This is a genomic window from Chitinophaga barathri, assembly GCF_003807585.1.
GTDB lineage: Bacteria > Bacteroidota > Bacteroidia > Chitinophagales > Chitinophagaceae > Chitinophaga > Chitinophaga barathri.
The window spans coordinates 164,209-178,407 of record NZ_RMBX01000003.1 but is presented as its reverse complement, the minus strand read 5'-3'; the positions used below and the strand labels follow the sequence as shown (position 1 = coordinate 178,407).

The following is a 14,199-nucleotide window of genomic DNA, read 5'->3' as shown; positions in this document are numbered from 1 at the left end:
TGTAGAGGGTTGTTTATAGGCGTAGATACCGCTTTTTCTTCCATATAAAATAACCGTACACCGGCGCGCCCAATGCCGTAATGGCAAGCCCCAGCAATGAATTGATCACCGGCGTCCTTCCGGACACATATCCCGTTACATCATTCCAGACCGTGCTCACTACATAAAACCCCGCGAAACAAACAAACAGCGCGGGCAGCACCGGGTAACCCCAGGCTTTGTAGGGCCGGGGATGCTCCGGCATCCTGAAACGCAGCAGGAAGAGGCCCAGGGCGCCGAATAGATAGGCCACCCAGGCAATAAAGGTGAACATATCCGCCAGCATATCGAACGAGCCGCTGATGACCAGCAGCGAGCCCCAGATGCCATGCAGCCAGAGCGCATTGCCGGGTGTGAGATACCTCGGGTGCTCCCGGCCCGCCCAGTGAAAAAACAAGCCGTCTTTCCCCATCGCGTAAGTGACCCTGCATACCGCCATGGTATTGCCGTTGATAGCCCCGATAGTGCAGATCACGATCAGCGCTGCCACAATGCTGCTGCCGGTGGCGCCAAGCGCCACGGCAATGGCATCCGCCGCCACCAGCGGGGAGCCTGCCATAACATCGACGGGCAGTACGTAGAGATAAGCCTGGTTCACCAACAGGTACACGAACATACAGATCACCACGCCGGTGAAGAGGCTGCGCGGGATGTTCCTTTGCGGGTCTTTCATTTCCCCGGCTACGAACGTGACGTTGATCCACCCGTCGTATGCCATAAAAGCCCCCGTAAGCGCGGCGATAAATCCGCTGAACAGCGTGCCGGGAGCAGGTGTGCCGGTCACGAAATTTTGCAGGTCGCCTTTGCCGGAAAAAAATATCCCGAACACCAGCAATGCCACCACCACGATCTTGAGCACGGTGCTGAGCACCTGGAGCAGGCTGCCCGCTTTCAGGCTGAGGTAATTGAGGAGGGTAAGGCCCAGTACAAGGCTCACCGCCAGCAGTTTGACGCCGGCGTTCTGCAAAGGATATAGGGTGCCGAGGAATGGAATATGCAACGCGACCGAACCGGCCGTTTCGGGCGGCAGGCCGGGCAGCCGGAGGAAATAATTCAGGTATTGCGCACATACAAAAGCGATGGCGGCCACGGAAGCGGTGTTCAGCACGGTGAACCCGGCCCATCCGTACAGGAAACCAAAAAAGTCCCCGAACATACGGCGGTAATACACATACAGCCCGCCGGTGCTGGGGAACATCGCGCCGATTTCGGCAAATACGAGCGCCCCGGCAAGTGAAAAGACACCGCCCACCATCCACACCAGCGTCAGCCAGATGGGTGATTGCAATTGTGCGGCCATGGTGGCGGGCTTCATAAAGATCCCGGAACCGATGATGCTGCCTACGACAATAGCCGTGGCGGCGAGGTAGTTTATTTGATGGCGTTCAGCCGGCATAGTCTTGCAGCAATGTGCTCAGCATGCGGTGGAAATGATGTGTGCCCTGCTCGCGGGTGACGGAATATCTTCCATGCCCGTAAAACCTGGAGCGCACGCCTTTCTGCACCGCTTCCACCACCGCTTCGTCCTCCATTTCAACGGTATGCAGGTTGGAGCCCGCACCGGTGTTGTACAGTTTGTCTTTCCACACATACGTCAGGAACGTCACCTTGCAGGTGCCGATCGTCAACGGTTTCACGATATTGATGCTCAGGCCCCAGGGGTAGAAATTGAACATCATATTTGGAAAGACGTAGAAATAATAAGCCGCGACCTTTTTACCGTAGTCGGGCGAGGAGGGAGGCAGGTCGAAACAATCGTCTTCCTCTTTCGCCATACCCAGCTGGAGACTGCTCCAGGGGAACAGCTCCGTGGTGTAATTGCCGTAATCGATCACGGCGTTTAAGCCCGCGTGCACAAAAGGAATATGAAAACCTTCGAGGTAATTTTCGCAATACAGCGCCCAGTTTGCCTTGATAAAATAATGTTTGGTGAGCTCGGGGCGGTACACAAATTCATCCAGCGGCATCCAGCTCACCCTTTCCATCATATCGCGGAAATAAGGGAGATGATTGTTGCCGGTTTGCAGGGAGGTGAACAGCATGGAGCCCCAGCGGAAGAGCGGGAGTTCCGTAAGGTTGTCCTGCGATGCCGGGAAGTTTTGTACTTCTTTGAACTCAGGCATACTCTGGAACCGGCCGTTGAGGCGGAATACACGGCCATGGTAACGGCAGCGCAGCTGGGAGAGTTTGCAGGGCTCATTGACGATAATAGCGCCGCGGTGTGTGCATACATTGCTGAGGCAGCGGATGACGGACTCCTGGTCTTTCGTAAGTACCAGTGGCTCTTCGAGGAACTGTTCCATGAACGTGAAAGGGTGGCAGTGGCCCGGCTCCCGGAGCAGGCCCGCATCGCCCGTATATTGCCAGGAAGGCCCGAATATCCTTTCCCGGGTGAATTCAAAAACATCGGGGTTATTGTAAAAATCCGTGTGTAATGTCCTGGCTTGTGATATATCCTGATCAACAAAAAAGATTGACATAACGCCTATTTACACAGGAATTTAAGAAATTCTCCGTTCAGTTGCCGGAATATTTTGCGCAGCCCTGCCCGGTAAAATGCCATTATGGATGATCATCTTCCTATTACACTACGCTGCGATTTTTGTATAATTTTCCTGTAAATTCCCACGGTATGAAAATTACGGCTTTGTTTGCCTGTCTGTTACTGGCAAATGCGGCGGCTGCACAGGATATCTATGCGGGCCGTTACACTTCTGTTTTTACGGCTCCTCCAAAGGAAGTGCCCACCGCCAAGGTGCCGGATGCGCCGCTGAGCGGCAACGGGGATATCGGTCTTACTTTCGGCGGCACGCCCGGCCATCTGCGGCTTTATTTCGGTAAAAACGATTTGTGGCGGGCTTACCCGGTATACCCCGGCGGAGGGATCGCTTTGCCCGGCGGACTGGAGATCATCACGCCACTGATGGAAGGCGGGAGTTATTATGCCGAACAACGGCCGCAGAACGCGGGTATCTTCAGCACTTTCGAAAAGAACAACCATAAGGTAGAAATGAATTCATGGGTAACAGCCATGAATAATTCTGTGGTGATGGAGCTGAGCGTAAACAAACCGCTGGACATGCAGCTGAAGCTCTGGACGCCGGAAGGCAATACCAGCGTAACGGCTAAAGGCCGGGAAGGGAAAGTGATCTGGGTAACGCGTTCGTTTGAAAACACCCCGCTGCTGGAATGGCCCTGTCATGTAGCGATAGCCCTGAATGTAAACGGCGCGGAGCTATCAGCGGACAATCATATCACCCTTCAGCCCGGCAAAAAAACAACGATCACGGTTACACTGTTTACCAACCAGGACAGGCCGGACTGGAAGGCTGCCGCCATCCGCGAAGCAGCAGGCATGAACAATGAAAAACTGGCGGGGATGGCGAAAGACCACGCGGCGTGGTGGCGTGGATTCTGGGACCGCTCACATGTGGAAATCGGCGATAGCGTGCTGGAGCGGTATTATTATAATTCCCAGTATCTTTTTGCAGCGTCATCACGTCCCGGGAAGTTTGCGCCAGGCATCTGGGGGCCTTTTATTACCAAAGATTCCACTGCCTGGGGCGGCGACTACCACCTCAACTATAACTACCAGGGCCCTTACTGGGCAGCTTATTCCAGCAATTACATAGACCTCACCGATAATTACGACCAGCCCCTGCTGGATTACATGGACCGGGGCCGGGTGCACGCGAAACAGCTGCTGAACAAACGGGGTGTGTATTACCCGGTGGGCATTGGCCCGAAAGGCTTGTGCACCACGCGCTGGCCGCTTACGCCAACGGAAATGCTGGCCCGTTACGGCACTACTGATAACACCATAGACAGCGGGTACAAATTCCTCGGCCAGAAAATAAATGCCGTATTCGGCGCCGCGAATATGTTCATGCGTTTTTACAGCACCTACGATATGGCCTATGCAAAAAAAGTATATCCTTTCCTGTTAGCCAATGCCGATTTCTGGGAAGATTACCTGGAATGGGAAAACGGCCGCTACGTAATTAAAATGGACCACTTCAACGAAGTGATGCCCAACCTCCGCAACAAAGGCCAGTGGAAACAAATGCTCGGTGACTATAATTCAAATCTCTCGCTGGGCCTGGTAAAGATGTTGTTCAAAGGCATGCTGGAAGTATCCCGTTTTACGGGACAGGATAGCAGCCGCCGCGAAAAATGGCAGCATATCCTCACACATCTCAGCCGGTTCCCGACGGGCGAAACGGATGGCAGGACCGCGCTGAAGAACGTGGAGAAAAGTCCCGTTGCCGGCCAGATGCAGCCGAGGGGGCTGGCGCGCGTATCCATCCACGGCCTGATACTGCCGGGCGAAGTATGCGGCCCGGTGACAGATTCCGCATTCAACGCCATCCTGCTCAGTGACGTGAGCCATTGGAAAGACAAGATGCAGGCACCGGGAGAATGGGGTAATACGCTGGGTAACGGGCTGGAAACAAGTTTCCCCGGTGCGGTACGCGTAGGGTACGATAGCGATGAGATCATCCGGCAGTTGAAGGACCGCATCAAACTGCAAACCTTCCCGAACGGCTGGATCACACAGGCGGGAGGCGGCATAGAGACGCTGGCGGCCGTTCCGCTCACCATCAATGAAATGCTGATGCAGAGTTACGAAGGCCGCGTACGCATTTTTCCCAACTGGAATCACAATCGTGATGCGCATTTTGAAAACCTTCGCGCATACGGCGCTTTCTTGGTGAGCAGCGCAGTGAAAAATAATGAAGTACAGTATGTGAAAGTGTTCAGCGAAAAAGGAAGGAACTGTGAAATGGAAAATCCATGGCCGGGCCGCAGTGTACAGCTGGTGAGGAAAAACGAAGTGCCGGTAATACTTTCAGGGAAAGTGCTGCGGATCTCCACGAAAGAAAATGATGCATTTGAGTTACTTGCGGTGAGATAGAAGGAGACAGTATTGTGGAAAATAGAAAGGCCGGAATACATAACATTCCGGCCTTTCTGATTACTGCTTTGTATGCAGTTTCTTCAAATTAAGTCTCCTGTAAAGGAACCAGGCCAGCGCTCCGATCACAAAGGCGGGCCAGACCATCAGCAGGAAAAGGAATAAAGCACGGAAAAACTCAGCCCCCCCGTGCAGCGCGGAAACGGCCGCAGTGCTCAGCGGTGCGCGTTCTAAACGTTCGGGGTTCAGCACCACTTGTATGTCCGCTACTTCGGGCTGGAACAGTTCCACGGCGATAGTGGAATACACCACCTGTTCATCGATGCTCAAGTTGTTGATCATCCGGTCTATCACCTGTGTTTGCCTGGCGTCTTCATAACGTGTGATGTCCAGTTCTTTTTCTTTTTTGGTGTGCGCCAGATTCCGTTCGTTTGTTTCGTTGGCCTTGTTGTGCAGCTGGTTGCGGAGATAGTCCAGTGTAACGTCCGTGTCTTTCAGCACCCGGTGGCTGATGAAGCCGGACATGCCGGTGAGCGTGCGCACGACGGTGTCCAGGTAAGGGGCAGGCACCTTCAGTGTAAGGCTTGCCACGGGCGTGTACCGCGTGACGCGTTTCAGCGAATCGATGGAATAGGAGAACTCGTGCGAAGCGTTTTGTTCGCTCCTGAAATTGCTTTCCACCACGATGCCGTGCACGGAAGTGACGAGCCTTTCAAGATCAGAGGTGGCGCTCACCACATCGTTTACCCGGCATCGGATGTCCGCCGTCTTAATACGTTTGCGTGCGCCGGGAAGCTCCGGTAACGCGCTGCCGGTGCTGTCCGTGGTGGTTTCTTCTTTGTTGACAGTTGAAGTTTCATTACTGTATTTACCTGCGTTGGAACAGGCATAGAGGGTCAGTATGGGGATGATTACCCACAGCATGGAGGAACTGCGCATAAGAATAGATTTCCTGTTTATACGCAGTTCCCTTAAAAGTAACCTTAGCAAAATGTTAAAGTGTGGCGCGCGGTTTCAGATCAAATGTTTTGGCAAGCAGCCGGAAAGATTCCATTCTTTCTTCCTCGTTTTCCGCCATGGTACTGATCACGATTTCATCCACACCGTATTCGGCGCACATCTTCCCGATCTTCTCCTTCATCTGCTCCGGTGTTCCCGCGATCATCCTTCCGCGGTTATAGTTCACGCGCAGCTGTTCGTCCGGCATGTATTCCGTTTCCGCGATCTCTTCATAAGAGGGCAGGGGCGTATCGCGCCCGCGCTCGATGTGGAGAATGCGGTAATCCATGATGGTCTGCCACCTGTCCACGATCTCTTCGCTTTCAGAGCAGAACCCGAAAATGCCGACGTTCGCCAGTGGCGCGTCCAGTGTAGGAGATGGCCTGAAACGTTCGCGGTAATGCGCTACGGCTTCAGGGCCGCCGTTCGGGTTGATGAACTGGGCGAAAGACAGCGCCGCGCCAAAATGCGCTGCGATGGTCGCGCTGCCGCCGCTGGAAGTGAGCAGCCACATGGGCGGCGCGGTAGAGGCCTGCGGAAAGGCTTTTACTTTTTCATAAATGCTGCCCGGCGGCGCCGCGTCCGTCAGGAAATGTTGTAAATCAACGATCTGCTGTACAAAATCCTGCTCGCTGAAAGTATTCTGCGGGTTCAGCAGGCGGGCCGTGAGGCGGTCGCCGCCCGGGGCGCGCCCGATACCGAGGTCTATCCTCCCCGGGAACAGCGCTTCCAGCATCCTGAAATTCTCCGCCACTTTGAGTGAACTGTGGTTCGGGAGCATGATGCCGGCCGCCCCGAGGCGTATATGCCGCGTTTCCGCACCCAGGAAGGCCATCAGTACTTCCGGCGTGGTGCCGGCTATATTGGCGATATTATGGTGTTCCGATACCCAGAAGCGCTCATAACCAAGGCTGTCCGCCAGCTGAGCGAGGGCTTTTGTTTCCAGCAGGGTTTCCCGTGTGTTGCTGCCGGTTCTTACTACAGACTGGTCCAGCACACTTAATTTTATCTTACTCATCACTATAAAGATACTAAAGGGGGAATAAACGTATAAATGCCACTTGATTTGTCGGTTTCATGAATTTAATTAGATTTACAGTTATAACACACGTTGTAAAAAGACAGGACAAACCAAAATCAAAGGATCGTTATGGGTAGTAATCTATCCGGCAAGGAACTGCTGGAACGGATGAAACGGGGAGACGAAGACGCATTCACCTCGGTTTACCGTCAGTATCACCCTTCGCTTTATGTCTACATTCTACGTTATTGCAAGATACCTTCCCTGGCGGAGGACCTTGTGCATGATGTCTTTCTCAAAATATGGGAGATCAGGGGGAGAATTGACCCCGAACGTCCTTTCACCGCATACCTTTACAAAATAGCCCGCAACCACGTTTTTAAAACCCTCCAGAAAGTCGCCACGGACCGCGTATTGCGCGAACAGGTGCTGGCCCGGCTGAATGTTGGGGAAGCCCTTTCCGAGGAGCGGGTGGATACAAAGGAGTACGACCGTCTTTTCCACGAAGCTCTCAACCATATGCCGCCCCAGCGGCTGAACGTATTCCGCCTCTGCCGCCAGGAAGGCCGCAGTTATGACGAAGCCGCGGAGATCCTCGGCATTTCCCGCAATGCCGTCAAAAAACACATGGTGCTCAGCATGCGTTTTATCCACGATTACGTGTTCCGTTACGGAGGCGTCACCCTCGCCATTATGTTCCTCGGAAAAAATATTTTCTGACAGGGGTACCCTAAATCATTATTCCGGGATATTATAATCAGGTACACATGAAACTGTGCCGGTTAGTATGTCACATTCCACGGATCCACACGAGAAACTGCTTCAACAGTACCTGGACGGCAAATGCACGCCCGGTGAAGCGGAGGCGTTGATGGCCTGGCTTCAGGCCAATGGCAATCACAAAGCACTCCTGCAGAAAATGCAGGAAGAATTCTCACAAGTCCTTACCAGTCAGCCAGCTATAGACCAGGAGATCAGCGACCGCATAGAAGCGCGCCTCCTGCAGCAGATCGGCGCGCCCAAAGTAGTACACTTGCGCCGCCGCCGCACCTGGCTGGCCGCCGCATCTATACTGGTATTGCTGGCAGCCGGCGGCCTGTACCTGTTTACAGCGGACAATACCGAAGTTCCCAAACTGGCTTCCACACCCGATATAACAGCACCCAAAGATATTGCTCCCGGCAGCTCCAAAGCCGTACTCACCCTGACGGACGGCAGCACCATCACGCTGGACAGCGCGGGAAACCAGGTGATCCACCAGGGGCAGACGCTCGTGCAGCTGAACAATGGCCGGCTGGAATATGATACCGACAATATTGGCCAGGCTGTAGGTTACAACATGCTGGCCGTACCGCGTGGCGGCCAGTTCACCATCGTACTGCCGGACGGCAGTCGCGTATGGCTCAATTCCGCTTCGAAACTCCGTTACCCCACCGCGTTCACCGGCGAAAAACGGCTGGTGGAACTGGAAGGGCAGGGGTATTTTGAAGTGCAAAAAGACGCGGAACATCCCTTTATCGTGAAAACAAAAAGCCTGGACGTGGAAGTACTGGGCACCGGTTTCGACGTAATGGCGTACCCGGACGAGAAGTCCATCAATACCACCCTGGTAGAAGGCGCCGTGAGAGTAAAGGACGTGATGCTGAAACCCGGGCAGCAGGCGAGGATGGAATATTCTACCGGCTGCATTTACGTGGAGCCCGCGGATATACAGCAGGTGATAGCCTGGAAAACCGGGTTCTTTGAATTTGATGATGCAAACCTGGCTGAAATCATGCGCCAGGCATCCCGCTGGTACGACATTGATATCGTGATGAATACCACGGGGAAAGATAAAGCCTTCGGCGGGCGCATCAGCCGCAATCTTCCGCTTTCTGAACTTTTACATATGCTTGAGGCCAACGGGGCCAGGTTTAACCTTCAGGGACGCAAACTGATCGTAGAATAGATTAGCAGCAGACAGGCGTTTTGACAACAAGAGATTATCCACGTACCATAAACTAAACTAAACACACTCGTTATGAAAAAATCCACTACAAGCTAACCGGCTTTAACCCATAAAAAAACCGGAAGCGCTTGCAACACCTCCGGAAATAGGATGGGTTATCCGACATCAGTCTTCAGAACTTATATCTCGTAATTCCCAAACACTACAAAAGTATGAAATTTAACTTTAGTGGCGGAGATTCCTTTGCCTGGAACTCAGCCCCGTTTTACCACGCTTTCATCGATTTTTTCCGGATCGGTACTAAGCGGGACGCATTCAGTAAATTCTACTTGGTTATGAAACTCACCACCTTTTTGCTGCTCGTGGCCTGCCTGCAAATCAGCGCAAAAGGCTTCTCGCAGCAGATCACGCTTAAGGAAAGGAATGCTCCCCTGAAAAAGGTGCTGAAAGAAATTGCCCGCCAGGCAGGTATCTCCATTGTATACGACGAAAGCCTGCTGGCCAGAACAAGCAGGGTAAATATTGATATCAAAGACATGCCGGTAAAACAGGCGATGAATATGCTTCTCCTGAACCAGCCTGTGTCTTTCTCCATCGAAGGCCAGAAGATCGTGATCCAGCCCATGGCCGCGGATATCAGGCCCGTCGCGGCGGATACCGTTATCACCGTCTCGGGCCGCGTCACCACGGAAACAGGCGAGGCCCTTCCCGGCGCTACCGTACGCGTCAACGGCACCAATACTGGTACTTCCACAGACGGAGACGGCCGCTACAGCCTCAAAGTGCCCGGCAAAAATTCAACACTGGTATTCAGCATCCTCGGTTACACTTCCAAAACCCTGGCATTCAGCGGTTCTTCATTGAACGTACAGCTCTCGCTGTCTGAAACCGCCCTCACCGAAACGGTGGTGGTAGGTTACGGCACGCAGAAAAAAGCGGTTGTGACCGGCGCCATCTCCAGCGTTCGCGCCAAAGACCTCGAAGGCATGCCCATCAACCGCATTGAGCAGGCGCTGCAGGGCCGCACTGCCGGCGTTACCATCGCCTCCAACTCGGGCCAGCCCGGTTCCGCGGCTACCGTACGCGTCCGCGGCATCACTTCCTTCAACAACAACGATCCGCTTTGGGTAGTGGACGGTGTAGTAGTGGACAACGGCGGCATTGGTTACCTGAACCAGAACGACATCGAATCCATCCAGGTACTGAAAGACGCGGCATCACAAGCCATCTACGGCGCCCGCGCAGCTTCCGGCGTAATCCTGGTAACTACTAAAAAAGGCAAGGCCGGCAAACTGACCATCAGCTACAACGGCTACTACGGCACCTCTCAGCCTGCCCGCAAGCTGGACATGCTCAACGCCACTGAATATGCAACACTGCGCAACGAGCAGGCCGTAAACGGCGGCAGCGCTCCGGTGTTTGCCGATCCCGCCTCTTACGGGAAAGGCACAGACTGGCAGTCTACCATCTTCAACAACAGCGCCAAACGCATGAACCATGAACTGAGCGTTAGCGGCGGCGGCGAAAAATCCACCTTCTATACTTCCTTCGGTTACCTCGACCAGGAAGGTATCGTAGCCACGGAAATTTCCCGCTACAAACGTTTCAACTTCCGCATCAACTCCACTTACAAGATCACTCCCTGGCTCACTTTCGGCGAAAACATCGGTTACGCTTATGACAGATCGGTAGGCCTCGGTAATACCAATAGCGAATTCGGCGGCCCTCTCAGCTCCGCCATCAACCTCGATCCCATCACTCCGGTGATCGAAACCGATCCGGCCAAACTGTCCGCTGTACCTTATGCAGGCAACGAAGCCAAACTGAGGAGAGACGCACAGGGCCGCGCGTACGGCGTTTCCACCATCGTGGCGCAGGAAATGACCAACCCGCTGGCTTTCATATCCACCCGCCTGGGCAACTATGGCTGGAGCCACAACGCAGTAGGCAACGTATACCTCGAAGCCGAGCCTATAAAAGGACTCCGCGTACGTTCCACACTGGGTTCCAAGGTAGCTTTCTGGGGTTCCGAAAACTTCACCCCGCTGTTTTTCCTGAACAGCTCCAACAACCCGGCGAACAATTCCTTCCAGCGTACGAACAACTCTACCTTTGCGTGGAACTTTGAAAACACGCTGTCTTATTCAAAAGACATCAACGCACACAGCTTCACCGTGCTGCTCGGCCAGGGCGCTTACATGGACAACCGCAGCCGCAATACTTCCGTAACTTTCCAGAACGTGCCGGCGGTTACTTTCAAAGAAGCGTCCATGAACTATAAAGTGACTGCTCCCAACCGCGTTTCAGACGGTGGCGAAGGCGTAGAACACACGATCGCTTCGCTGTTCGCCCGTGTGAACTATGCGTACGATGAAAAATATCTCCTGGAAGCGATCATCCGTCGCGATGGTTCCAGCCGCTTCGGCCCGAACAAAAAATACGGCGTCTTTCCGTCATTCTCACTCGGCTGGGTTCCCTCCCGTGAATCATTCTGGCCGCAGAACAACGTGGTGGACATGCTGAAGTTCCGTGGCGGATACGGCGAAGTAGGTAACGACAACATCGGCGACGGTGCGTACCTGCCCACCATCGGCAGCGGCCGCAACTACACCCTTACTAATTCAGATCTCGCATATCCCGGCTCCAGCCCCAACGCCCCGGCCAACCCAGATCTGAAATGGGAAACCACCGTTCAGTCAAACATTGGTTTTGAAGCACTGCTCTTCAAAGACTTCACTGTTGAGTTCGACTGGTTCAAAAAACTGTCCAAAGACATCCTGATGTATCCGGACATTCCGTGGTATATGGGCGCTGCGGGCAACCCGGCAGACAACGTGGGCAGCATGGAGAACAAAGGTGTGGAACTTGCGCTGACCTACCGTAAAAACATCGGGGACTTTGAATTCAACCTGGGTGGTAACGTGAGCTATATCAAAAACAAAGTGACCTTCATCGGCGATGGCGTGAAATTCATCACAGTTGGCCAGGCCTCTTTCCAGACCATGAATGCCATTACCCGTACAGAGGTTGGCCAGCCGTTCAATGCCTTCTATATGTTCAAACAAATGGGCGTGTTCCAGAACCAGGCGGAGATCGACTCGTATGTAGGTAAAAGCGGCCAGAAGATCCAGCCGAACGCCAAACCCGGCGACTTCCGCTGGTTCGATAAAAACGGCGACGGCGTCATTTCCGATGACGACCGCGACTACATCGGCAACCCCACGCCCAACTGGACGTATGGCATGACACTCAACGCCGCTTACAAAGGTTTTGATATCGTGGTGTTTGCACAGGGCGCGGCGGGCAACCAGATCTTCCAGGGCCTGCGCAGGCTTGACATCATGAATGCCAACTGGCAGCGTAAATCGCTTGGCCGATGGACCGGCGAAGGTTCCACCAACAGCTATCCGCGTCTTTCCATCAAAGACGACAACAAGAACTTCACCAACCCTTCCGAGTTCTACCTTGAAGACGGTGACTACTGGCGCCTGAAAGTATTGCAGATCGGTTACACCCTTCCTGCAAGTCTTGTGAACAAAGCAGGGTTTGAGCGTGTACGTGTGCACGTTATGAGCGAAAACCTCATCACCTTCACCAAATATACCGGCTACGATCCCGAGATCGGTGGCGGCGTGCTCAGCATCGACCGTGGCATCTATCCACAGGCGCGCACCTTCATGGTTGGTTTGAATTTCACTTATTAATGAATGATTTAAAAGCTGATGAAAATGAAACAAAAATATTTCCCGATCATATTTGCGCTGGCTGGTGGCATTGCACTGTTCAGCAGCTGTTCGGAGGATTTTCTGGAAGCGGACCTGAAAGGTACCGACCTCGAATCCGCCTTCTATAAAAACGAAACGCAGGCAAGACAGGGTCTGGTGGCGATATACGACGTAGTTGGCTGGCAGGGCAATGGTTACGTCACCCGCGAAGGCATGGCCAACGCAGCAAGCGACGACCAGCGCGCCGGCGGTGGCGGCCCCAGCGACATCAACGATCTGCAGGTAGTGACCAAATGGACACTCACGCCCGAGATCGGCCCGCACAACGAGCTCTGGCGCAAAGGTTACGCTGGTATTTTCCGTGCTAACAAACTGCTGGAAAAACTGACCGAAGTGCCCATGAGCGAAGTCAATAAAGCTCGTTTTGCAGCCGAAGCAAAGTTCCTGCGCGGGTATTTTTATTTCGACCTGTTGCGTATGTTCAAAAACATCCCGCTGGTTACCAAACCGCTTACCACTTCCGAAATGCGCGATGTGCCGCAAGCCGATCCGGCATCCGTTTGGAAACAGATCGAAGACGATATTAAAGCCGCACTGGCAGAGCCCAATTTGCCGGACCGCATCTCATCCACCGATGACAAAGGCCGTGTAACCAAAGGCACCGCACATGCGATGCTCGGCAAAGTATACCTCTACCAGAAAAAATGGCAGGAAGCCGCCGCCGAATTCGCACTTGTAAACGGTACCACACCCGGCCAGCCCAACCCGACCTACGGTTACCAGCTGCTGCCTAATTTCGCGGACCTCTTCAAGTCAAAACCAGAGTTTAAATACAACAGCGAATCAGTCTTCGAAATCGGGTATTCTTCCCAGTCAAACGGCGGATGGGGTTGCGTCTCCTGCACGGAAGGCAATGTGCTCAACATTCTCGTCGGCCCCCGCGGCTACAACCCGAAACCCGGTGCGCCCGATTATGTTTCCGGCTGGAGCTTCCTCGTGTTTACAAAAGATTTTTACGATTTCATACATTTCGACCCCCGCTTTAAATACACCGTGGCAGATGTGGACAGCCTTGAAAGGAACGGTTTCGCCACTTATGAAAAAGGTCATGACAACACCGGCTTTTTCCTTGAGAAATTCGCCGGCCGCCAGTCTAACAGGCCCGGTACCGGCACCATGGAGCTGAACTTCCCGCAGAACAAATACGACATTCGCCTGGCGGACACGTACCTGATGGAAGCAGAAGCGCTCGTAATGGCCGGCCAGAGCGGCGCCGTAGGCTCGCGCGCTTATGCGTTGCTGAACGCCGTGCGTGCCAGGGTAGGGCTTGGGCCGATAGTTGCGACCATTGATAATATTTTTGACGAAAGAAGGCTTGAGTTCGCCGGCGAAGGCATCAGGTTCTTCGACCTGATCCGCACCGGAAGGGCAGCTGCCGCATTGGGCGGCCGCGGTTTCGATCCGAACAGGCATTATGTGTTCCCTATCCCGTTCCACGAGCTGCAAAGCACCAAAATGGAACAGAACAAAGAATGGGGAGGCAACAAGTAAT

General features: G+C 53.7%; 9 protein-coding genes. 5 read left to right on the top strand and 4 right to left on the bottom strand.

Going from position 1 to position 14,199, the window contains the following annotated elements; translation table 11 throughout:
* Positions 1-13 precede the first annotated feature (13 nt).
* Together EG028_RS06530 and EG028_RS06525 are read right to left on the bottom strand one after the other, a co-directional pair.
* On the bottom strand, positions 14-1,435 hold the full coding sequence (locus EG028_RS06530; RefSeq protein ID WP_120514772.1) for an APC family permease: 1,422 nt from the start codon (positions 1,433-1,435) through the stop codon (positions 14-16).
* Complete coding sequence (locus tag EG028_RS06525; protein WP_120514771.1) at positions 1,425-2,519, bottom strand: aromatic ring-hydroxylating oxygenase subunit alpha; 1,095 nt, start codon at positions 2,517-2,519, stop codon at positions 1,425-1,427. Before EG028_RS06525 ends, EG028_RS06530 begins: the two co-directional genes overlap by 11 nt.
* A gap of 152 nt (positions 2,520-2,671) precedes the next feature.
* Here EG028_RS06525 and EG028_RS06520 point away from each other — a divergent pair, with 152 nt between their 5' ends.
* Complete coding sequence (locus EG028_RS06520) at positions 2,672-4,954, top strand: glycosyl hydrolase family 95 catalytic domain-containing protein (protein WP_120514770.1); 2,283 nt, start codon at positions 2,672-2,674, stop codon at positions 4,952-4,954.
* Between the two features lie 60 nt (positions 4,955-5,014).
* Here EG028_RS06520 and EG028_RS06515 read toward each other — a convergent pair whose 3' ends face one another.
* Positions 5,015-5,893 (bottom strand): DUF4349 domain-containing protein, encoded by an 879-nt coding sequence (locus tag EG028_RS06515; protein WP_120514769.1) that lies wholly within the window; start codon positions 5,891-5,893, stop codon positions 5,015-5,017.
* Between the two features lie 55 nt (positions 5,894-5,948).
* Positions 5,949-6,971 carry an LLM class flavin-dependent oxidoreductase gene (locus EG028_RS06510; protein WP_120514768.1) on the bottom strand — a complete coding sequence of 341 codons (1,023 nt, stop codon included), beginning with the start codon at positions 6,969-6,971 and terminating at the stop codon, positions 5,949-5,951.
* Positions 6,972-7,103: 132 nt separating this feature from the next.
* On the opposite strand from EG028_RS06510, the gene EG028_RS06505 reads away from it, so the two are divergent.
* The 4 genes from EG028_RS06505 to EG028_RS06490 all read left to right on the top strand — a co-directional run bounded on the left by EG028_RS06505 (position 7,104) and on the right by EG028_RS06490 (position 14,198).
* Positions 7,104-7,694: an RNA polymerase sigma factor gene (locus EG028_RS06505; protein ID WP_120514767.1), complete on the top strand. Its 591-nt coding sequence runs from the start codon at positions 7,104-7,106 to the stop codon at positions 7,692-7,694.
* A gap of 67 nt (positions 7,695-7,761) precedes the next feature.
* Positions 7,762-8,922: a FecR domain-containing protein gene (locus EG028_RS06500; RefSeq protein ID WP_120514766.1), complete on the top strand. Its 1,161-nt coding sequence runs from the start codon at positions 7,762-7,764 to the stop codon at positions 8,920-8,922.
* Between the two features lie 335 nt (positions 8,923-9,257).
* Positions 9,258-12,626 (top strand): TonB-dependent receptor, encoded by a 3,369-nt coding sequence (locus EG028_RS06495; protein ID WP_120515149.1) that lies wholly within the window; start codon positions 9,258-9,260, stop codon positions 12,624-12,626.
* Between the two features lie 24 nt (positions 12,627-12,650).
* Positions 12,651-14,198: a RagB/SusD family nutrient uptake outer membrane protein gene (locus EG028_RS06490; RefSeq protein WP_120515148.1), complete on the top strand. Its 1,548-nt coding sequence runs from the start codon at positions 12,651-12,653 to the stop codon at positions 14,196-14,198.
* Position 14,199: the final 1 nt, after the last annotated feature.

What these genes read in the sequence shown, in the direction of transcription:
- EG028_RS06530 (WP_120514772.1), bottom strand. Translation starts at nt 1,435, where the DNA reads ATGCCGGCTGAACGCCATCAAATAAACTACCTCGCCGCCACGGCTATT.
- EG028_RS06525 (WP_120514771.1), bottom strand. Translation starts at nt 2,519, where the DNA reads ATGTCAATCTTTTTTGTTGATCAGGATATATCACAAGCCAGGACATTA.
- EG028_RS06520 (WP_120514770.1), top strand. Translation starts at nt 2,672, where the DNA reads ATGAAAATTACGGCTTTGTTTGCCTGTCTGTTACTGGCAAATGCGGCG.
- EG028_RS06515 (WP_120514769.1), bottom strand. Translation starts at nt 5,893, where the DNA reads ATGCGCAGTTCCTCCATGCTGTGGGTAATCATCCCCATACTGACCCTC.
- EG028_RS06510 (WP_120514768.1), bottom strand. Translation starts at nt 6,971, where the DNA reads ATGAGTAAGATAAAATTAAGTGTGCTGGACCAGTCTGTAGTAAGAACC.
- EG028_RS06505 (WP_120514767.1), top strand. Translation starts at nt 7,104, where the DNA reads ATGGGTAGTAATCTATCCGGCAAGGAACTGCTGGAACGGATGAAACGG.
- EG028_RS06500 (WP_120514766.1), top strand. Translation starts at nt 7,762, where the DNA reads ATGTCACATTCCACGGATCCACACGAGAAACTGCTTCAACAGTACCTG.
- EG028_RS06495 (WP_120515149.1), top strand. Translation starts at nt 9,258, where the DNA reads ATGAAACTCACCACCTTTTTGCTGCTCGTGGCCTGCCTGCAAATCAGC.
- EG028_RS06490 (WP_120515148.1), top strand. Translation starts at nt 12,651, where the DNA reads ATGAAACAAAAATATTTCCCGATCATATTTGCGCTGGCTGGTGGCATT.